The organism is Streptomyces atroolivaceus (genome assembly GCF_000717025.1).
GTDB classification, from domain to species: domain Bacteria; phylum Actinomycetota; class Actinomycetes; order Streptomycetales; family Streptomycetaceae; genus Streptomyces; species Streptomyces atroolivaceus.
The window spans coordinates 213,466-232,724 of sequence record NZ_JNXG01000009.1 but is presented as its reverse complement, the minus strand read 5'-3'; the positions used below and the strand labels follow the sequence as shown (position 1 = coordinate 232,724).

The 19,259-nt window shown below is 71.1% G+C and carries 17 protein-coding genes and 1 pseudogene; 3 read left to right on the top strand and 15 right to left on the bottom strand.

Annotated features, from left to right (window positions below; genetic code table 11):
* Positions 1-392: 392 nt before the first annotated feature.
* The 11 genes from OO67_RS19615 to OO67_RS19565 form a co-directional block, all read right to left on the bottom strand.
* Entirely contained in the window at positions 393-611 is a 219-nt protein-coding gene (locus tag OO67_RS19615; protein WP_033302099.1) for an MbtH family protein, read from the bottom strand.
* Between the two features lie 633 nt (positions 612-1,244).
* On the bottom strand, positions 1,245-1,844 hold the full coding sequence (locus OO67_RS19610; protein WP_033302097.1) for a DUF6058 family natural product biosynthesis protein: 600 nt from the start codon (positions 1,842-1,844) through the stop codon (positions 1,245-1,247).
* 204 nt (positions 1,845-2,048) lie between these two features.
* Positions 2,049-4,847 carry a DUF5682 family protein gene (locus tag OO67_RS19605; RefSeq protein ID WP_033302096.1) on the bottom strand — a complete coding sequence of 933 codons (2,799 nt, stop codon included), beginning with the start codon at positions 4,845-4,847 and terminating at the stop codon, positions 2,049-2,051.
* Positions 4,844-5,956: an ATP-binding protein gene (locus OO67_RS19600; protein WP_033302095.1), complete on the bottom strand. Its 1,113-nt coding sequence runs from the start codon at positions 5,954-5,956 to the stop codon at positions 4,844-4,846. Before OO67_RS19600 ends, OO67_RS19605 begins: the two co-directional genes overlap by 4 nt.
* A 68-nt stretch (positions 5,957-6,024) precedes the next feature.
* On the bottom strand, positions 6,025-7,431 hold the full coding sequence (locus OO67_RS19595) for a vWA domain-containing protein (RefSeq protein ID WP_382056781.1): 1,407 nt from the start codon (positions 7,429-7,431) through the stop codon (positions 6,025-6,027).
* Between the two features lie 59 nt (positions 7,432-7,490).
* Positions 7,491-8,882, bottom strand: coding sequence for a hypothetical protein (locus OO67_RS19590; RefSeq protein ID WP_033302092.1), 1,392 nt, complete (start codon positions 8,880-8,882; stop codon positions 7,491-7,493).
* On the bottom strand, positions 8,882-9,385 hold the full coding sequence (locus OO67_RS19585) for a hypothetical protein (RefSeq protein ID WP_078598109.1): 504 nt from the start codon (positions 9,383-9,385) through the stop codon (positions 8,882-8,884). The genes OO67_RS19590 and OO67_RS19585 overlap by 1 nt, the downstream gene beginning before the upstream one ends.
* Before the next feature lie 100 nt (positions 9,386-9,485).
* Entirely contained in the window at positions 9,486-10,142 is a 657-nt protein-coding gene (locus OO67_RS19580; RefSeq protein WP_033302087.1) for an alpha-ketoglutarate-dependent dioxygenase AlkB family protein, read from the bottom strand.
* Positions 10,139-10,333 (bottom strand): hypothetical protein, encoded by a 195-nt coding sequence (locus OO67_RS19575; protein WP_033302085.1) that lies wholly within the window; start codon positions 10,331-10,333, stop codon positions 10,139-10,141. Before OO67_RS19575 ends, OO67_RS19580 begins: the two co-directional genes overlap by 4 nt.
* A gap of 75 nt (positions 10,334-10,408) precedes the next feature.
* Positions 10,409-10,918: a methylated-DNA--[protein]-cysteine S-methyltransferase gene (locus OO67_RS19570; protein ID WP_033302084.1), complete on the bottom strand. Its 510-nt coding sequence runs from the start codon at positions 10,916-10,918 to the stop codon at positions 10,409-10,411.
* A gap of 76 nt (positions 10,919-10,994) precedes the next feature.
* Positions 10,995-12,482, bottom strand: a complete 1,488-nt coding sequence (locus OO67_RS19565) for an AlkA N-terminal domain-containing protein (RefSeq protein ID WP_033302082.1) — start codon at positions 12,480-12,482, stop codon at positions 10,995-10,997.
* Between the two features lie 161 nt (positions 12,483-12,643).
* Between OO67_RS19565 and OO67_RS19560 the strand changes: the two genes are divergently transcribed.
* Together OO67_RS19560 and OO67_RS19555 are read left to right on the top strand one after the other, a co-directional pair.
* Positions 12,644-13,123 (top strand): Fur family transcriptional regulator, encoded by a 480-nt coding sequence (locus tag OO67_RS19560; protein ID WP_033302081.1) that lies wholly within the window; start codon positions 12,644-12,646, stop codon positions 13,121-13,123.
* Positions 13,116-14,582: a catalase gene (locus OO67_RS19555; protein ID WP_033302255.1), complete on the top strand. Its 1,467-nt coding sequence runs from the start codon at positions 13,116-13,118 to the stop codon at positions 14,580-14,582. The genes OO67_RS19560 and OO67_RS19555 overlap by 8 nt, the downstream gene beginning before the upstream one ends.
* A 189-nt stretch (positions 14,583-14,771) precedes the next feature.
* On the opposite strand, the pseudogene OO67_RS19550 reads toward OO67_RS19555, so the two are convergent.
* The 3 genes and pseudogenes from OO67_RS19550 to OO67_RS19540 form a co-directional block, all read right to left on the bottom strand.
* Positions 14,772-15,310 (bottom strand): annotated as a pseudogene (locus OO67_RS19550) (transposase); the annotation flags it as partial.
* 88 nt (positions 15,311-15,398) lie between these two features.
* Entirely contained in the window at positions 15,399-15,872 is a 474-nt protein-coding gene (locus OO67_RS19545; protein WP_033302079.1) for a GNAT family N-acetyltransferase, read from the bottom strand.
* Between the two features lie 205 nt (positions 15,873-16,077).
* A complete protein-coding gene (locus tag OO67_RS19540) occupies positions 16,078-16,455 on the bottom strand; it encodes an ankyrin repeat domain-containing protein (protein WP_033302078.1) in 378 nt (125 codons plus the stop codon).
* Positions 16,456-16,750: 295 nt separating this feature from the next.
* Here OO67_RS19540 and OO67_RS19535 point away from each other — a divergent pair, with 295 nt between their 5' ends.
* Positions 16,751-18,190 (top strand): sugar transferase, encoded by a 1,440-nt coding sequence (locus OO67_RS19535; protein ID WP_078598108.1) that lies wholly within the window; start codon positions 16,751-16,753, stop codon positions 18,188-18,190.
* A 72-nt stretch (positions 18,191-18,262) separates the two neighbouring features.
* Here the strand turns inward: OO67_RS19535 and OO67_RS19530 are convergent, their stop codons facing one another.
* Positions 18,263-19,246, bottom strand: a complete 984-nt coding sequence (locus OO67_RS19530) for a GDP-L-fucose synthase family protein (protein ID WP_033302077.1) — start codon at positions 19,244-19,246, stop codon at positions 18,263-18,265.
* Between the last annotated feature and the right edge of the window lie 13 nt (positions 19,247-19,259).

Genomic DNA, 19,259 nt, shown 5'->3' with positions numbered 1-19,259 from the left:
GCCGGTCCACACCTTTGGGGAGAGATTTCGGGGACGGTGATGAAGGGCCGGATGAAACCGACCACGCCGGTGCGCCGATCGTCGACGTCGGGGCAGGCGTAAGCGGAGAGGAGATTCGCCGCACCCTCGGCGACGGGCACGGCCCGGATCGCCTACCGGGCATGACAGCCCGATAGGCGACCGCGTTGTCTTCGCACATCGACAACGGCCGCGAGGCGGCTCATCGATGTTTTATGAACGCCACACAGAGGCGACATGAGCATTTATTGGCGAGGAGTGATGGCTACGTGTTCACACTTGATCGATTCCGCCCGAACGGGAGCGAAATCGATCAGGTTGCGGTGTGGACATGCCGCTCCACCAGGGGATCCCTCACCGGCCCGGCCGTCGGCCTACCTGGCGTCGGCCTCCGTCGCCCGCACCAGACTGGCGGGCCGCATGTCGGTCCAGGCGCCTTCGATCACGTCCAGACATTCCTGACGCGACCCTTCCGGGCCGTTGGCACGCCAGCCGCCCGGAATCTCGATATGCGCGGGCCACAACGAGTACTGACCCTCGTCGTTCACCAGCGCCACGAACCGTCCCGACTCGTCATCGAAAGGATTGGTCACGGCCGTCCCCCCACCTGTTCTCACTCTTTCCACGACATGTTCACCGGTTGTGCCCTGGCATACCGCGTCGGTCTTTTCCCACGGCACATATCAGGCCCTCAACCCCCGCAGCGCGACCCCGGTCAAGCGGAACGGAGATACGTTCCACCTCCGCATACCGCCTGGTTACCTGTGACCGATCCAGGGATAACCCGAGTTCGCCCGCACGCCAATCACATTAGAGGACCCGAGGCAACGAAAGGCTCGCATTCGCCTGGTTACCGACAAGTATCAAATTGGTCGGCACGAGGCGCACCCGCCCGAGGTATATGCCAACTGACCCCGGTGCAAGATATTCGGCCACTCGGTGTCCCAATAGTGCGGGTACAACTGATTTGGGCCATACAGTTTCGGATAGCCTCCGGCGTACGCCCGCGCACTCCCGTTACACACAGAGATCACGTCAAGCTCCCATGCGCCGGTCATGCGCCCCCGCCCGACCAGCGAACCGGACGAGCAGGCCGACCTTGCGCAGCCCGGCGGGCGTCGCAGGCGGGAACACGAGTGGCTGCGAGGACGGCGGAGCACCCTCGGGCCGTCACCGCCGCTCAGGTCGCCGGCTCCGGCGTTCGGCCCCGGCCGGCCCTGTCCGGTTCAGGGACGCGGGAAGCGGGTGCGCATCGCGACGATGCACGTGTCGCGCGAGGTGGGGCCGCCGAAACGAAGACGGTCGTAGGCGGTGAACGCGGGCTCCAGGCAGTCGAGTTCGTCGACCAGGAGATGCAGGCGTTCCGACCACTGCGCCGAACCCGCATCTGGTTCCCCCGGTGCGGCGGCGACGGCGGCCGTCAGGTGGCCTTTGCGCTGGATGGCTTCGGGGGTCACCGAGTGCAGGCACACGTACTGGCCGCTGAGGTAGGCGTTCCATTCCTCCCTGCCGACGGCCAGGTCGGCCCAGTGGGCGGTGAACCAGGCTTCGAGCCTCTCCGCGCCGCCCGCTTCGCCGGCCAGGGTGAGGAGCTCGGCCGGCACCATCTCCCGCCCGTCGGAGCGCAGGTACCCCGGGAGCGGAAGGAGCCGCTCGAGCATCAGCCGGCGGACCTCGTCGGCATCACGGCCGTGGGCTGCGCACAGTTCCTCCAGGACGACGAACTGTTCACTGACGTAGGTGTCGTCGGCCTCGGTCATCGGATGGTCGCCGTTGACCTCCCGGAACCGCTCGGCGAGCTCCTTCTTCAAGTCGATGACCGCCATGTACCGCCCCTTGCTGCAGGCCCGCGCAGGCGTTTCCTGCGGTGCGCTAGGCACGCTATCCAGCCGGCTTTTCGGCGCCCACCGAAGTGTCCGCGCGGACGTGGACACAGGACCGGCGGCATGAGGCGCCCGCGCATGGGCCCACGCGCGTCGGCCCACGGGCGCCGCCCGGACGGCACCCGTGGGCCGGCGCTCCCCCGTACGTCACACTCCCGCCAGCAGCACCTCGATCGCCGCCGCCGTCTCCGGATGCCGGCCGGCGAGCACCGCGCCGGAGGGGGCCGGCGCCTCCGCCTCCCAGGTGCCTTCGCAGCCCAGCAGCTCCGCCACGCTGTCGCACGTCTCAGGGTGCGCGGCGAGCAGTACGGCACGACTCCCCGTGCCGCCACCGGGCGCCGCGGGGTCGGCCGGCGCAGCCGGCGCGGTCCGCCACGGCGGGACCCAGGTGTCCAGCGCCGCCAGACGGCCGGGGAAGACCCGTCCGGCCTCGCGGATCAGCAGGGGCGCCAGGTCCGCGCCCTCGGACCGCAGGGTGGTGATCAGCTTCGGCAGCCAGGGCAGCAGCACCGGGTCCGGCAGCCGGGCGAACGCGTTGGAGACCGCCTCCACGACGAAGTCGGCCAGCTGCGGCACCGGCTCCAGAGCGTGGAGGAATCCGCTGAGGTAGCGCGGATAAGCGGGTACCACCAGCGGGTTGCCCAGCAGTGCGTCGCACCGCTCCCTCAGTTCGGCCCGGGACAGCTGCCCGAGCTGCACCTGGGCCGCCCACAGCAACGCCACCCTGGACGGCTCCTGCGGGTGCGACTGTGCGAACGCCAGGTCCAGCTGCGTCCGGTCGCAGCCGAGCGACAGCGCCAGGCTCTCCATGCTGAACAGGAACCCCAGCATCGCGGCGACCTGGCGGACGGTCGCGTCCTCGTCGGTGAACGCCGTCGGCAGGAGCGTGCAGTAGTGGGCGTATCCCGTCTTGGCGAACGACTCGATCCACGTCGGCAGCACCGGCCGGCTGATCCGGTAGTACGCCAGGAGCCTGCGCACCCTGCGCAGGACCTCCGGCGCTCCGTCGACGCTGCGCTCGGTGGCCAGCACCTCCAGGGCACGCGTGCCGAGCTCGTCGGTGAGGCGGCTGCTCCGCAGGTACAGCACGGCGTCCTCGACTGCTCCGAGGACCTGTGCCGTGGTGGCGTTGGGGGCGTAGGCGGCGCGGCGCAGGCGCTGCTCCAGGACCTGCTCGATGCTGACGCCCTCGTAGCCGAGCTCGATGAGCGCCCGCTGATGGGTGCCCAGCGCCAGGTCCCAGGACTCCTGGACCGACTGCTTGCCGAGCTCCCGCTCGCCCATGATCGGCCGGGCGGCGCCGTGGGGCATCAGGTGGCGCAGCATCCACAGCACGTCGGAGCACTGCCGCAGCTCCGGCTGGGCGGTCATGTCCAGCAGGGCCCGCCGCACACCGCGCTGCTGCAGCTTGAGCTGCAGCGGGGCGAGGCGGTCGTGCACGTCCCGGGCCAGGGGTGGCAGCGCGTCGTAGCCGACCTGACCGATCCGGTCGCCGCCCATCAGGATCTCGACGAGGCGGCGGACATCGCGCCTGCCCGGCACGGTCTCCTTCTCGATGCAGGTGACCGCCGCGTCCTGGAAGTCGTACGGGGTGGGCCTGGCCCGGTCCCGCATACCGGCCAGCAGGATCGACGTCTCGAACACCGCGATCGCGTCCGCGGTGGAGGCGAGGTAGCCGTTGCTGCGGGCGGAGCGCACGATCTCCACCGACCAGCCGAGGAGCTCGGCCTCGTCCAGCCGGTCCAGGGCGGGCGGGCTCTGCAGGAAGCCCGAGAGCTTGTCCGTGGGCGCCTCCGGAGCCACGGGGACGGCTGCCGCGGCGGTCTTCCTCGGCTTCGCCGCCTTCCTGGCACCCGCCTGGCCGGTGAGCCGGAACGGCTGCACCCGGGTGCGCTTGAGGTTCTTCGCCCACTGGGTGGCGGCGATCGACACGGACCCGGCGGCGAGGCCGAACTGTGCCTCGATCGCCGCGTGGCTGGACGGGATCAGGCCGTGCTGCCAGGTGCTGTCGCTCGGCGGAGTGATCTCGAAGGTGCCGCTGCCGTGGACACCGAACTCCTCGACCCGGCTGGACGCGTGGAACGCACCGCAGACGTAGAGACAGTCCTCGGGATCGGTACCGGACGCGGCGAGGTGCTCGCGCATCCGGGTCCACATGTAGCGCTCGCGGTCCTCATCCACCCGGACCCGGTCCTGGTCCCCGGGGGCCAGACGGCGGAACAGGCTGCCGATGAGGAGCATGACCTGGCGGTAGGTGTCGTGGTCGCTGTCTCCGAGCGGCAGTTCGACGTACTGGTGCCACCACTCCGACCAGTGCCGCACACGGCCGTGGTGGAGCAGGTGCTCCTCCAGCTCGGCGAAGCGGGGCCGCAGGTCACCGATCTCCACCCCCACGGCGTCGCCGTGCAGCGCCGCCTCCTCGTCGGCGGGCGGCGCGTCGGAGCCGGTGGGCTCCGTCGCGCCGGCCTGCCACTGGAAGACGTGGTCCGAGGAGCGGTCGACGAGGACCAGCTCGACGCCCGGGGTGTCCAGTGCGTAGGCGATGGCCTGGTACTCGGCCGACGCCTCGGTGATCGGAGCGACGACCGACAGCGGCGCCCACTCGGCGGGGAAGCCCTTGACCTCACTGGCGAAGGCCTGGACGGCCACCGGCAGCCGGCAGTTGCGCAGCTCCGGCAGGAGGGGGGCCATGTCCTCGCACAACTCCAGATAGACCACCTTCGGCTGCTTCTCCCGCAGCCTCCGTGCCATCGCGACCGCTGACGCGGGCGAGTGGTGGCAGACGGGGAAGATCTCCAGCGGCTCGCGCACGGCGCGGTCCACGTCGTCGACGATGCCGAGGAGGATTCCCTGCAGCGCATCCGGCCCGTCGGCGAACTCCGTGGCGGCATCCTGCAGTTGTCCCCGCAGCGCCGCGAACCGCGTCTCCTCGCTCGGCATACTCATGACAGGGTGGCGATCGCGTCGCGGCCGCCCTCCAGGAACTCCGGCCAGGAGCCGCCCTCCTCCTTGCTGCGCGGCTCGACGACACCGTGCAGGTACTTGTTGAGGATGGCCAGGTCCTCCGGCTCGCGCCGCGCCAGCGACCCGACGAGCGAGGAGGCGAGTGTGCGGGCGGTCAGCGCGCGCTCGCCGAAGAAGTTGCTGTGCAGGATCGCGTCCTCCAGCACACCGATCTGCTCGGCGCTCGACAGCGCGGACTCCAGCTTCTCGTCGTCACTGCCGGCAGCGGCGGCGGAGGCCCTCAGGTCGGCGAAGCTCTGCAGCAGCACGTCGAGCAGGGTCGGCGGAACGTCCAGTTCGATCTGATGGCGGCGCAGCAGTTCCTCGGTGCGGAAGCGGACGATCTCCGCCTCGCTCTTCTTGTTCGTCACCACCGGGATGCGGACGAAGTTGAAGCGGCGCTTGAGCGCGGAGGACAGGTCGTTGACGCCGCGGTCGCGGCTGTTGGCCGTGGCGATGACGGAGAAGCCCGGCTTGGCGAAGACGATGTTGTCGCTGTCCATCTCCGGGACCGAGATGTACTTCTCCGACAGGATCGAGATCAGCGCGTCCTGGACGTCGCTGGTGGAGCGGGTGAGCTCCTCGAAACGGCCGATCGCCCCCGTCTCCATCGCGGTCATGATCGGTGAGGGGATCATCGACTCCCGCGACTGGCCCTTGGAGATCACCATGGACACGTTCCAGGAGTACTTGATGTGGTCCTCGGTGGTGCCGGCCGTGCCCTGCACCACGAGGGTGGAGTTGCGGGAGATCGCGGCGGACAGCAGCTCGGCCAGCCAGCTCTTGCCCGTGCCCGGGTCGCCGATGAGCAGCAGTCCCCGGTCGGAGGCGAGCGTGACGATCGAGCGCTCGACGAAGCTGCGGTCGCCGTACCACTTCTGGGAGATCTCGCGGTCGAGGCCGTCGGAGCGCTCGGAGCCCAGGATGAACAGGCGGACCATCTTCGGCGACAGTCGCCAGGAGAACGGCTTGGGGCCGTCGTCGACCGACTCCAGCCAGTCGAGCTCTTCGGCGTACTTGATCTCGGCAGGGGCGCGCAACAGGTCGGACATGTCTGTGAGCCTTTCTGGAATTTCGGGTTCGACTGCACCGGGCCGTCGGGCCTCAGGGCCCTCGGGCCTCAGGTGAGGAAGGTCTTGAGCTCGTGGACGAGCTTGCGGATGTGGCCGGAGAGCACGGGCGTCCCCTGGTCCTTGAAGCGCTCCCGGAACCACGGGTTGACGCTGGCACGGCCGGAACTGGTCACGGAGCCGACCGGGATGAACTTGGCACCGGAGCGGTGGATGGCGGCCATGCTTTCGAACAGCGGCTCCGTCTGCCATTCGTAGAAGTCCGAGATCCACACCACGACCGTGTTGCGGGGCTCGGCGATCTTCGGCTGGGCGAGTGCCATGGCGACCGTACCGTCGGTGCCTCCCCCGAGGTTGGTGCGCAGCAGGGTCTCGAAGGGGTCGTGCACCCACGGGGTGAGGTCGAGCGCCTGGGTGTCGTACGCGATGAGGTGGACGTCCACCTTGGGCAGACCGGCGAAGATCGAGGCCAGGATGGTGCAGTTGACCATCGAGTCCACCATCGAGCCCGACTGGTCGACGACGACGATCAGCCGCTGGGGCGTCGTCTTGCGCGCGGTGTGGCGGTAGAAGAGGCGGTCGACGTAGAGCCGCTCCTCCTCGGGGCTCCAGTTGGTGAGGTTCTTCCAGATCGTGCGGTCGAGGTCCAGGTTGCGGAAGACCCGCTTGGGCGGGACCGAACGGTCCAGGGCGCCGACGGTGGACTTCTCCACCTGTGTGCGCAACACCTCGGCGACCTCGTCGACGAAGCGGCGGATGAGGGCCTTGGCGTTGGCCAGAGCCACACCGGACAGATTGTCCTTGTCGCGCAGCAGCTGCTCGATCAGCGACATGCTCGGCGTCAGCTGCCCGGCGAGATGGGGGTCGGCGAGCACTTCGCGCAGTCGCATCCGCTTGACGAGCCCGGCCTCGATGGAGCCCAGCTCCGGGCCGATCTCCGGGATCAGCCGACCGAGGTCGGGGGTCCTGCCACCGCCACCCGTGCCGGCCGGACCGGCGCCCGTCCCTCCGGCACGACCGCCGCGCAGCTCGCCGGGCCCGCAGCCGAGCGCGCGCTCGAGCCAGCCCGCGTCGGACTGCCACCGGGAGAGCTGACCTGCGGTGACGGTGCCGGGCGGGGAGTGGAAGACGTTCAGCAGGACCTTCGACACGAGCGCGGCACGCCGCACCTCGGCGGCCCGGTCGCGGGCGTCGTCAGCTGCTCCTTCTCCCCCTCCGGCATCGGCTTCGGCTTCGGCTTCGGCTTCGGCTTCGGTGTCAGCCTCCGCCTCCTGCACCATCAGGCCCTCGAACTCGGCGGCCAGCCCGGGATGGCGCTGCACCACGGAGTCGACCGACGTCTGCGGGTCCAGCAGCGTTGCCGGAAGTCCGATGTCCTCCACCACGGCGAGGCTCGCCGATTCCAGGGCCGCCTGCTCCTCGTGGTCGAAGAGCCGGGCGAGGAGGCGCCAGTACATGACCTGTCGGCGGTTGTCGTGCGAGGTCTCCCCGGTCACCTCGGGACTCTGCTGTCCGGTCACTTTCGCAGCAGCCTTCCCGCGCGCTCGCTCAGCACCTTCGCGGCGTCGGTGGCGGCCTTCTCCGCCCTGACCCCCGCCTTGTCCGCCGTCCCTCCGGCCCACGCCCCCGCGTGCACCGAGGCCACCTTCTTCCGCACCGTGGTCTCGACGGCGAGCGGCTGCACCCCGAACGTCCCGGCGTCCCAGCGGATCAGGGCGATGCACGCACCGGACCTGGCCACGGCTTCTGGAGTGAGCGGCCCGGCCGCCGGGATGCGGTCCGTGTCGACGACGAGGTCGAACCCCGCGACGGTGAAGGTCAGTACACCGTCGTCGTCCGTGCGAGCGGTGTAGCCCTCCAGGAAGACGGGTACGGCGATGCGCGCCGGATGCCGGTCCAGGGGTGCGGTCACCGGGGCTGCCGCGGTGGGCAGTGCCACACGGGCGGTGGTGAACGCCTCGGCGGGTGTACCGGGGCGGGCGTGCTCGTCGCTCCAGATCAGGTCGCCCTCGGCGGTGACCGGCATACCGGTGAGGTCCATCGAGCGGCCCTCGCCGGCAGCCGCGAGCAGCGACATGTGCGGGCGCAGCAGCTGCCAGATGCCGGCTCCTACGACCGTGTCCGGCTTCGGCACCGACACGCTGGCGCGCACGAGGCGGGGCGCCGACCCGTCCGCGGGCTCGAACACCGCGTGCACCTGCGCCTGTGCGGCGGTCGCGTGCTCCTGTACGTCGATACCGAGGGGCAGCAGGCGTCCGTCGGCGGTCCCGGTGACGGGCGTACCCGCCGCGCCGGGCACCGTCAGCAGCATCCCGCGTGACCAGAGGTCGGCCCAGCGGCGTACCGGGAAGCGCTCCATCGACGCGCCGGGGCAGGACGCGGCGAGTTCGGCGGCGAATCCGTCGAGGAGGGTCGCGAGGCGGCGCAGGGACGGGTCGGGAAGCATGACGGAGACGACCTCCGCCGCTCCGGACACCACCTCGTGGTCGAGGCCCTGCCATCCGCCGCGCGCCAGGTCGGAGAGCCAGGCGCGGGCGGCCGTCAGCAGGTTCGCCGCCGGCTGCCCACCGGCCGGCGGTGCGGGCTCCGCACCGCGCGAACGGCCCGTCGCCTCCTCGACGCGGTTCAGCAGCGCGTCGTGGACGGAGCCGAGCAAAGCGGTCCGCGCGGCGGCCAGGGCCACGAAGTGGTCCTCGTCCGCCGCTCCGGCCGCCGCCTTGGCGGCGGCCTCGGCGACCCTCGCGGCCAGCGGCGTCCCCGCCACGGCGTCGGCGAGCGGCGTCGGGCCGGTGTCCTCGGCGGGCTGGGGGCGGAGCAGGCCGGCGACGAGGGCCCGGTCGAAGGCGTCGACGGCCGCCAGGGCTTCGTCCAGTCCCTCTACGGGTTCGGCGAGGAGGCCGGCGCGCATCAGGCCACCGCCCTGGTCGGCGGGAAGAACTGCATCTCGGGCAACGGTGCGGTGACCGGGGCGTGTTCGAGGTAGGCCAGGTGACGCAGGAACCGGCTGAAGACGGAGGCGGCGGCCTTGGTCTCGTCCATCGGCGGGCGGGTGCTCCTCATCGCGGACGCCAGCCCGGCCCCGTCCACATCGCCCTCCGGGACCTCGGCCTTCAGGTACCGGACGACGCGCTCGGCGCCGTACTGCAGGACCGCCTCGTTGATCAGGGCGCCGATGTGGTTGCAGAAGTATCCGCGTGCGCCCCCGCACGGCCGGTTGTTGTTGGTGCTGCAGGCGAACGCGTAGGTCCCCGTGGCGACTGACGACACATAGACCCTGCCGATGTCCGAGCCGCTGGACACCACGCCCTGCAGACGTCCGTCGGCCAGCTCGACGAACGGAACCTTGGCGAGCTTGCGCGGCCTCGCGGGCGGTATCACCCGCGCCGTGCTCGACCTCTCCCAATCCGACAACGCGCCATCTCCAATGCACAGCTAAGGGGTCGTCTCCGCCGGACCGGCGGAACACGACTGAACCTACTGGCGCCCACTGACAACGGAGCCGGGAGAGGCCTCAGGTGAGCCCGGTGACCCGCATGGTGATGTTCAGCCGTCCCGAACTCAGGCCGGTGGCCGGGTCGCCGGTGCCCTCGTAGACCTTGGGAACGCCGTGGAAGGCGAAGCGCGAGGGGCCGCCGAGGACGAACAGGTCGCCCGAGGAGAGTTCGATGTCGGTGTACGGCTTGGAGCGGGTCTCGGTGTTGCCCACGCGGAAGACGCAGGTGTCGCCGATGGAAAGCGAGACGACGGGGGCGGAGGACCGTTCGTCCTTGTCCTGGTGCATGCCCATCCTGGCCTGCCCGTCGTAGAAGTTGATGAGCGCGGTGTCCGGGGTGTGGTCCCGTGCGGCGTGCTCGTCGCCGTACGCCTCCAGGTGGGCGCGCCGGCCCAGCCGGACCATCCAGTCCGGGAATTCGGCGACCCGGCGGCCGTTGACGTCATCCGCGGTGCGGGTGTACCTGTACGGCTGCCAGTGCCAGCCGACGCACACGGTCTGTACCGACATGACACCGCCGCGCGGCAGTCGGGTGTGCCGGATGGGCACGGGGCCGGTCGCCCAGGCACGGCACGCGGTCACCAGCTCGCGCTGCTGCGCGAGGGTGAGCCAGCCGGGGACGTGCCAGGCGCCCGGGGCGACCTCCATGGCGGGGCGCGGGATCAGGGCGCTCATGACGCCCCCCGCCCCGACGGGCAGGAGGAGGCGCGCCGGCGGTGGCGGGCCTCCCGGGTGCCACCGTCCGCCGAGGCGCCCCGCAGGCCGTGCACGGTGCGCGCGGCGCCGCGCAGGCCGTGCACGGTCCCGGCGCCGTCGGCGAGACGGTCCCTCACGGGTGCGGCCAGGTGAAGGGTGTGATCGTTCATCGGTGCGCCTCCCTCGCATTCCCCGAGGACACTCGCATTCCCCGAGGACACTCGCGTGCGTCGAGGACGGGGCCGTCAGGCCGCCCGGTGGGGGTTCTCCAGCTCCAGGAGCCGCCGCTTGCGATCGAGGCCGCCCGAGTAGCCGGTCAGGGCGCCGCTCGCGCCGATCACGCGGTGGCAGGGGCGTACGACCAGCAGGGGGTTGGCGCCGATCGCCGTGCCGACCGAGCGCACGGCCGCGCGCGGCGCGCCGATCCGGGCGGCGATCTCGCCGTAGCTGAGCGTGGTGCCGTACGGGATGGCCTCCAGTGCCTCCCACACCCGCCTCTGGAAGTCGGTGCCACGGCTGACGGCGTACTCGATGCCGAAGCCGGTCCGGCTGCCGTCGAAGTAGGCGCGCAGTTCGGCGACGATCACGGCGAAGGCCTCCGGCTTCTCCGTCCAGCCTTCCTGGACCGTCTCGCCACCCTTCTGACCGGGCACGGAGAGCGAGGCGAGGGCGGTGCCGCCCTGTGCGGTGGCCGACTCCTCACCCACCAGCAGCAGCTCGCCGAGCGGGCTGTCGATCGTGGTGTAGAGCGTCATGGTCGGGGTCCTTCCGGGTTCATCGGTCGTACGGGTCAACTGTGCGGGGTCCGGTGCGGCCGGCGGAATCCGGACGTCACGCTGCCGGGAGCCGGCGCCGGTCGGCGGCCGCGTTCCAGAAGTGGTGCATCGCGTAGGTGCGCCAGGGGCGCCAGGCCTCGGAGTCCACCGCCTCGGCTCCCACGCGCCGCATCCCGGCCCGCGCGGCCACGTCGCCGGTCAGCAGCACGTCCGGATCGCCGAGGGCCCGCATGCGGATGCGGCCGGCGGTCCGGGGCCCGACTCCTCGCAGACCCAGGAGTTCCTTCTCGGCCCGGTCCCGGTCGGCGCCGGGGCCGAGCCCGATCCGCCCGTCCGCCAGGGCGGCGGCGACGGCCCGCAGGGTGGCGCGCCGTGAGGCGGGCATGCCCAGCTCCTCCAGGCCGGCTCCGGCGAGGTCCCCGGCGTCGGGGAAGGTACGGGTGAGGGAGCCACTGGGCACCTGGAGCGGCGCGCCGTAGGCCCTCACCAGCGCGTTACCGAGTCGGCGTCCGGCGGCTGGGGAGACCTGCCGGCCGAGGACCGCCCGGATGGCCACTTCGTGGCCGTCGGCGGCACCGGGAGCCCGCAGCCCCGGTGTACGGGCGACGAGCGGAGCCAGCGCGGGGACGGCGCCGAGGCGTTCGGCGACCGCGTGGGGGTCGGCGTCGAGGTCGAAGAGGCGGCGCATCCGCTGGGTGGCGGTCGTCAGGTCGCGCAGGTCACCGAGGTGCAGCCGGCAGTCCAGCCAGCCGTCGCCCGTCCTCTCGCGGACCTCGGCGATGCCGGTCCCGTGCGGCAGGCGCAGGGTGCGCCGGTAGGTCCGGTCACCCGGCTCGCCGGCCATCTCCTCGATGCCGGAGAGGGCGCGGACCGCGAGGTGGTCGAAGATCCCGGCGGCGGCGTACGGTCCCCGGTGGGCGAGCCGCAGCGGCACTCCCCCGGCTCCGTCGGCGGTGCCGACGGAGCCGAAGCGCGAGGAGCGGCCGGGCCGGGCGGTGCGCAGCTCGCCGGGGGTGAGCGCGTAGATCTCACGGATCGTGTCGTTGAACTGCCGCACGCTGGCGAAGCCGGAGGCGAACGCGATCTCGGCGGCCCGCAGGGTGGTGGTCTGCAGCAGGACCCTAGCGGTGTGGGCCCGCTGGGCGCGGGCGAGCGCGATGGGACCCGCTCCCACCTCGGCGTTCAGCTGGCGCTGCACCTGGCGGGCGCTGTAGCCGAGGCGTGCGGCCAGACCGGCCACGCCCTCACGGTCGACGATCCCGTCGCCGATCAGCCGCATCGCCCGGCCCACCAGGTCGGCGCGCGCGTTCCAGTCCGCGGAGCCGGGCACGGCGTCCGGGCGGCAGCGACGGCAGGCGCGGAAGCCACCGATCTGGGCGGCGGCGGCGGTGGGGAAGAACGTGACGTTGGGGCGCTTGGGCGTGGTGGCCGGACAGCTCGGGCGGCAGTAGATCCCGGTCGTGGACACGGCGAAGAAGAACTCGCCGTCGAAGCGGGCGTCCCGGCTGGTCACCGCCTCGTACCTGCTGTCGTCACTGGTCATGCTCCAAGGGTGCGGCATCACGCACCTCGGTGCTGGCGGAAATCGGACGTCGCGTCCGTGGGGCGCCGCGGGGCCGCTCCCCGGGCCACGGGGCCACGCGGGGTCAGAGCCGGATTCGTTCTTTTATTGGAATCATTCCAGAAAAGTGGTTCACTGCGTAGGTGATCGAAACCGAGGCCAGGACCCTCCTGCGCGGAGCGTCATTGCGAGTGACCCGCCCCAGGGTCGCCGTGCTCTCGGCGGTCCACGAGGCCCCGCACTCCGATGTCAGTACCCTCCTCACCCTGGTACGCACACGCATCGGCGCGGTCTCGACCCAAGCCGTCTACGACGTGCTCAAGACGCTCGTCGACGCCGGACTGGCGCGGCGGATCGACCTGCCGAACTCTCCGGCACGGTACGAGGGACAGTCCTGGGACAACCATCAGCACGTGGTCTGCCGTTCGTGCGGCACGATCGCCGACGTCGATGTCCCGCACGGCTCTCCGCGCCTCGAGGCGCCCCTGGATCACGGGTTCACCATCGACCACGTAGAGGTCACGTACTGGGGCGTGTGCCCTGGTTGCCGGGCCGGGCTCGGTCGACGGGAACCGGAGTCGGTGCTTGCAAGTTTCCACACGGAGGAGCAGGAAAATTTCTGACAACACGAAGCCGCTGACCACTGCCGCCGGCGCGCCGGTCGCGAACAACGAGAACGCCGTCACCGCGGGTCCGCGCGGCCCGATGCTGCTCCAGGACGTCTGGTTCCTGGAGAAACTGGCGCACTTCAGCCGTGAGGTCATCCCGGAGCGCCGCATGCACGCCAAGGGATCGGGCGCCTTCGGCACCTTCACGGTGACGCAGGACATCACCCGGTTCTCCAGGGCGGCGCTCTTCTCCGAGGTCGGCAAGCAGACGGAGCTCTTCGCCCGGTTCTCGACCGTCGCCGGTGAGCGCGGCGCGGCGGACGCGGAGCGCGACATCCGCGGTTTCGCCCTCCGCTTCTACACCGAGGAGGGCAACTGGGACGTCGTCGGCAACAACACGCCGGTCTTCTTCCACCGCGACCCCCACCACTTCCCGGACCTCAACCGCGCCGTGAAGCGCGACCCGCGCACCAACCTTCGCTCGCCGGAGAACAACTGGGACTTCTGGACCAACCTTCCCGAGGCCCTGCACCAGGTCACCATCGTGATGTCGGACCGCGGCATCCCCGACGGCTACCGCCACATGCACGGCTTCGGTTCCCACACCTACTCGTTCATCAACGAGAGCAACGAGCGCTTCTGGGTGAAGTTCCACTTCCGTACGCAGCAGGGCATCAAGAACCTGACCGACGCGGAGGCCGCCGCGATCGTCGCCGACGACCGCGAGTCCTCGCAGGCGGATCTGTTCGACGCCATCGAGCGCGGCGACCACCCGAAGTGGACCTTCTACATCCAGGTCATGCCGGAGGCGGACGCCGCGACGTACCGCTACCACCCGTTCGACCTCACCAAGGTCTGGTCCAAGAAGGACTACCCGCTCATCGAGGTCGGCGAGCTCGAGCTCAACCGCAACCCGGAGAACTACTTCGCCGACGTGGAGCAGGCCGCCTTCACCCCGGCCAACCTCGTGCCCGGCGTGGGCGCCTCGCCCGACCGCATGCTGCAGGGCCGGCTGTTCTCGTACGGTGACGCCGCCCGTTACCGCGTCGGCGTCAACCACCACCAGATACCGGTGAACCAGCCCCGCGGCGCGAAGAACGTCAACACCTACCACCGCGACGGCCAGCTGCGCGTGGACGGCAACCAGGGCGCCGTGCCCGGCTACACCCCGAACAGCTACGGCCGCTGGGCGGAGCAGCCGCAGTTCGCCGAGCCGGGTCTGGCGCTCGACGGCGCCGCGGCCGACCGGTTCGACTACCGCGAGGACGACGACAACTACTTCGAGCAGCCGGGGAACCTGTTCCGGCAGATGACCCCGGACGAGCAGGACGCCCTGTTCGGCAACACCGCCCGGGCCATCGACGGTGCCTCGCAGGCCACCGTCGAGCGTCACATCCACCACTGCACGCAGGCCGACCCGGCCTACGGCGAGGGTGTCCGCAAGGCCATCGAGGCGCTGCAGGCCGCCAAGTAGCGCGACTCGGCCACCGAACGCGAGGGCCTCGGGCGACACGGTCGCCCGAGGCCCTTCGTGCGGCTCCGGCCAGTGGTGCTTCGTCAGGTTCTGCGTCTGGTTCGGTTGCGGGGCAGGGATCGGTTGCAGGTGGTGCAGGTGCCGGTCCAGCCCTTCAGCAGGTCCTGGAGGAGGTCCAACACCTGATAGAGGGTCAGGCCGGCGTGTGGGCCACTCGACCAGGTCGGTAGAAGGGGGCAGGACACCGTCCCACTGGTTGCGTCCGCCGCCTGCCGCTCGGGCGGCGGCCAGTGACTGCTTGCCCGCCGTCCGAACCGTCAGGACCGCGAACCGTGAGGTCATCGCCCTTTGCTGCCCTGCCGCCAAGCCACCTCGGTGAAGTGGCCGGCGGCAGCGGCCTCGGCCGCATGGAGGGAGAGAGCTCGCGGCGCCGTCCGGTAGCGCGCCAGCGTCGGCGGGCCCAGTCCTCCGTAATCCGGCTGGTAGGGCTCGATGCTCAGCTCGTGTGCGACTTCCTTCCCGGTCAGTGCCAGCACATACGACAGGCCCCGCGCCTCCAGACCGTGGCGGAAGGGCGTGCTGACGCCGTAACCCGCATCGGCGACCACGACCGGGGCTCTCAGCCCTCGTTCGCTCACGTTGTCCAGCAGTCCGAGCGCGAGGCGCCATTTCTCCTGATGGACGGTGCCGTCCGGGATGCCGGCCCGGCGGCAGCGGCCCGGCTCGTCTCACCCCGGAGCCGCTCGACATCCCCCCAGCTTCACACCCCAAAGACGCCCACCACCAGGCAAGATCACTCAAGGTAACGAAGCACTACTAGGTGACTGGCAGCGCCACCACGATCTCCTCGTCCTCGAAGTCCCCAGTCGGCTGGAAGCCGAACGAGGTGTAGAGGTGGCCGGCGGGAGCATTGTCCGGGTGGTACGAGAGCCGGATCTCCCGGCACTCCGGCAGCGCCGACAGGCGCTCGATCACGGTGCCCAGAGTGGCGTGGCCCACTCCCTTGCCCTGCTCGCCCGCGCTCACTACCATGCCGCCGATCCAGTGGGTGCCGTCCTCGTCGTCGTACGCCCACATGACGTGGCCCACGATGTCGTCACCGGCGCGGACACCGAGGGACGTCCATACCTCGCCACGCTGGGAGAGCAGGAGATAGCGCGCCGCGAGGGCGGCCACGTACCGGCGCTGCTCGTCGGCGGGCGCCACGTCGGCGACATCACGCCAGTTGTCCTCCGTGATCTCCTCGAGCACCACGGCCCGGCCCTGGCGGTCGGTGAACTGCTGCGTCATGCGCTCCCCATATCAGTGCTCGTCAGAGGAAGGTGAGAGTAGTCAGTCACGCACGGGCCCGGGTAGCGGTTTCCCGGTGTCTCCTGGGCCGCCCGAATGTCGAGGGCCAATAGCCGGACCGGCTGGGCGGGTTCGGCTCGGATTGGCTTGTCGGGCGAGGGGGTCCGGGGCTCAGGTGGCCGTACCGTGATCGTCCGGACAGCTCCTAGCCGAGCAGAGCGGTCTTCCCGAACATCTCCGCGGCGGCCCGCGCGCTCGGGGTCCCCGCGTCGAGGTCGGCGCCCGCGGCGATCAGCGCTCCCACGATCGCGTCCTCACCCTTGAACAGGGCTCCCGCGACCGGTGACTGGTCCCGGCCGTTGCGCAGGTCGACGTCGGCGCCGCGCCCGATGAGCGCGCGCACCGTCCCCGTGTGTCCGTGGTACGCGGCGAGCATGAGGGGCGTGTTGCCCCCGGCGTCCTGGACGTCGACCGGCAGCCCGTGGTCGAAGAACTCCACGAGCTCTTCCGTGCGCCCCTGCCTGGCCAGGTCCGTCACCATCGCGACGAGCTGATCGGTCTGTTCCCCGGAAAGCGGTTCCATACCTCTACTTTAGGCGGGCCCCCTCGAGGCCGCCCGGACAGGGCGACGCGGATCACAACGTCCGGCCTGTCTGAACTTCACGAGAACTCCAGCGAAATGGCACGTGTGTGGATATCGTGCACCGAGCGAGGGCGCATCCGTCAGTCCATGAGATCGACGGATGCGCCCCGTTTGTGGGGATGCAACTGTGGCTGGGGGGTTCATGGGGCATGTCGAAATACCTGAATCGGATATATCCGGGCCTGTCGGGCTGGCGGGGGCACCACGACCGCGTACCGCCGCTTCCCGGAACCGCATGGCTCCGGAGCAATTGTGGAGAGCCCCGACGACTGTCGAGCGCGACCACGCGGAGAGACCGCGGGCGAGGAAGAGGCCCGATCCGCGTGTGCCCTTCCTCGTCCTGACCGACCTGCTCGGCCTGGGGGCACCGGCCTGGTTCGTGCTGCGGGCCGGCGAACAGCCGGGAGCGCTGACCGCCGCGGTGCCGGCCGCGCTCCTGTGGACGGGAGTACGCGCGGTCCGCGGCCGGTATGCGCGGCGGCTGCCGGGGGAGAGCGCCGGAGGGCCGTACGGTCCCCTGGGCGACTGGCTGGCGCTCATCGGCGTACTGGCCGTACTGCTGGCCGTGACGGGCGGGGGCCCCGACCCGGCCACCGCCGTCGCGGCGCTGGTGCCCGGCCTGGCGCTGGCGGTCCTCGCCGGGGTCGCGGGCCGGCTGCGGCGGGAGACGCGCCGGGTCCTGGTGGTCGGCGAGGCGGCGGGCCTGGACCGGGCGGTGAATCTGCTCAACTCCCGCAAGGGGCACCCGTACACGGCGGTGGCCGTGGTCCCGGTGGGGCCGGACGCGCCGGACTGCGGGACGCCGGTGCCGGGGCGGCTGGCGCCCGAACCCGCCGACGACGACGTGTCCACGGTGCTGGGCGGCGCCTTCGCCCATGACGCGGACCTGGTGCTCGTCGCGCCCGGTCCCCAACTCGAGGACGACCGGCTTCGCCGGCTCGCGTGGGGCCTCCACGACGGCGGGCTGGCCCTCTGTGTGCTCTCGGACCTGTCGGGGGTCGCCGCGGCACGGGTGCGGCCGGCCTCGGCCGCCGGGCTGACGCTGCTCCATGTCGCAGCGCCGCTGCGGCGTGGCCCCCAGGCCCTGCTCAAGACCGTCGTGGACCGGGCCGGTGCCGCGCTCGGGCTGCTGGTGCTCGCTCCGCTGCTCTTCGGGGTGGCCCTGGCGGTGCGGGTGTCCTCACCCGGCCCGGTGTTCCACCGCCAGACCCGTCACGGCCGCCACAACAGGCCGTTCACCATGTGGAAGTTCCGCACGATGGTGGCGGACGCGGAGTCCCGCAGGGAGCAGCTCTCGGCAGCGAACGAGAGCGAGGGACCGATGTTCAAGATGCGCCGCGATCCCCGGGTGACCAGGATCGGCCACGCCCTGCGGCGGACGTCCGTGGACGAGCTGCCGCAGCTCCTCAACGTGTTACGGGGTGACATGTCCCTGGTAGGTCCTCGCCCTCCGCTGCCGGAGGAGGTGTCGCGCTACGACGAACGTGAGCTGCGGCGGCTGGCGGTGCGGCCTGGCCTGACCGGCCTGTGGCAGGTCAGCGGGCGGTCGGACCTCTCCTGGCAGGAGACGGTCTCGCTGGACCTCTGGTACGTCGACAACTGGTCGGTGGCCACGGACATGGGGCTCCTCGCCCGTACGGTGCGCGCCGTCACCGACGGCCGCGGGGCGTACTGAGACGCGGTGGGCGGACACGAGAGGGCCCGCGTGCACCGGATCAGGACGCACCGCGGCCGCCCGGCCGGACGGTCAGCCCCTCGGGGCCTGGCTGCCGAGCCACCACGCGTAGGTGCGGGCGATGCCGTCCCGCAGGGGGATCTGCTGCTTGAAGCCGAGGGAGGAGAGCCGGGACACGTCGAGGAGTTTGCGCGGGGTGCCGTCGGGCTTCGAGGTGTCCCAGACGACTCGTCCCCGGTACTCCGTCACGTCACGGACCGTTTCGGCCAGTTCGCGGATGGTCAGGTCCTCGCCGCAGCCGACGTTGACGGGCTCCGCACCGTCGTACACCTCCAGCAGCCGCACACAGGCGGCTGCCAGGTCGTCGACGTGGAGGAACTCGCGGCGGGGACTGCCGGATCCCCACAGGGTGACCTCGTCCGCACCGTCCCGCTTCGCCTCGTGGAAGCGGCGGATCAGGGCGGGGAGCACGTGCGAGGTCTCGAGGTCGAAGTTGTCGCCGGGGCCGTAGAGATTGGTGGGCATGGCGCTGATGTACGAGGCGCCGTACTGCCGGCGGTAGGACTGGACCTGCACGATCCCGGCGATCTTGGCCAGCGCGTACGCCTCGTTGGTCGGTTCGAGCGGGCCCGTGAGCAGCGCGTCCTCGGGGATCGGCTGCGGGGCGTGCTTGGGGTAGATGCACGACGAGCCGAGGAAGAGCAGCCGCTGGATCCCGGCCGCGTGCGCGCCCGCGATCACGGCGAGCTGGATCCGGAGGTTGTCCTCCAGGAACTGCACCGGACGGGTGCTGTTGGCCATGATCCCGCCCACCTTGGCGGCGGCCAGCACGACCGCCTCCGGGCGGGTGTCACGCAGGAACGCCTCGGTCGCCTCGGCCTCGCGCAGGTCGAGTTCGTCCCTGCCGCGGGTGATCACCTCATGGCCGTCGGAGGTGAGGCGGCGCACCAGCGCCGAGCCGACGAGGCCGCGGTGGCCCGCGACGAATATGCGGGCGCCCGGGCGCAGCAGGGGGCGGACGGATTCCTGGGAGGGTCCGGGGAGATCAGTCGTCATGGCTCGGATTCTG

Bases quoted from the DNA above. Each gene is read 5' to 3' on its own strand.
- OO67_RS19610 (WP_033302097.1), bottom strand. From the start codon at position 1,844: ATGGCGGTCATCGACTTGAAGAAGGAGCTCGCCGAGCGGTTCCGGGAG.
- OO67_RS19605 (WP_033302096.1), bottom strand. From the start codon at position 4,847: ATGAGTATGCCGAGCGAGGAGACGCGGTTCGCGGCGCTGCGGGGACAA.
- OO67_RS19600 (WP_033302095.1), bottom strand. From the start codon at position 5,956: ATGTCCGACCTGTTGCGCGCCCCTGCCGAGATCAAGTACGCCGAAGAG.
- OO67_RS19595 (WP_382056781.1), bottom strand. From the start codon at position 7,431: ATGTACTGGCGCCTCCTCGCCCGGCTCTTCGACCACGAGGAGCAGGCG.
- OO67_RS19590 (WP_033302092.1), bottom strand. From the start codon at position 8,882: ATGCGCGCCGGCCTCCTCGCCGAACCCGTAGAGGGACTGGACGAAGCC.
- OO67_RS19580 (WP_033302087.1), bottom strand. From the start codon at position 10,142: ATGAGCGCCCTGATCCCGCGCCCCGCCATGGAGGTCGCCCCGGGCGCC.
- OO67_RS19575 (WP_033302085.1), bottom strand. From the start codon at position 10,333: ATGAACGATCACACCCTTCACCTGGCCGCACCCGTGAGGGACCGTCTC.
- OO67_RS19570 (WP_033302084.1), bottom strand. From the start codon at position 10,918: ATGACGCTCTACACCACGATCGACAGCCCGCTCGGCGAGCTGCTGCTG.
- OO67_RS19565 (WP_033302082.1), bottom strand. From the start codon at position 12,482: ATGACCAGTGACGACAGCAGGTACGAGGCGGTGACCAGCCGGGACGCC.
- OO67_RS19545 (WP_033302079.1), bottom strand. From the start codon at position 15,872: ATGACGCAGCAGTTCACCGACCGCCAGGGCCGGGCCGTGGTGCTCGAG.
- OO67_RS19540 (WP_033302078.1), bottom strand. From the start codon at position 16,455: ATGGAACCGCTTTCCGGGGAACAGACCGATCAGCTCGTCGCGATGGTG.
- OO67_RS19535 (WP_078598108.1), top strand. From the start codon at position 16,751: ATGGCTCCGGAGCAATTGTGGAGAGCCCCGACGACTGTCGAGCGCGAC.
- OO67_RS19530 (WP_033302077.1), bottom strand. From the start codon at position 19,246: ATGACGACTGATCTCCCCGGACCCTCCCAGGAATCCGTCCGCCCCCTG.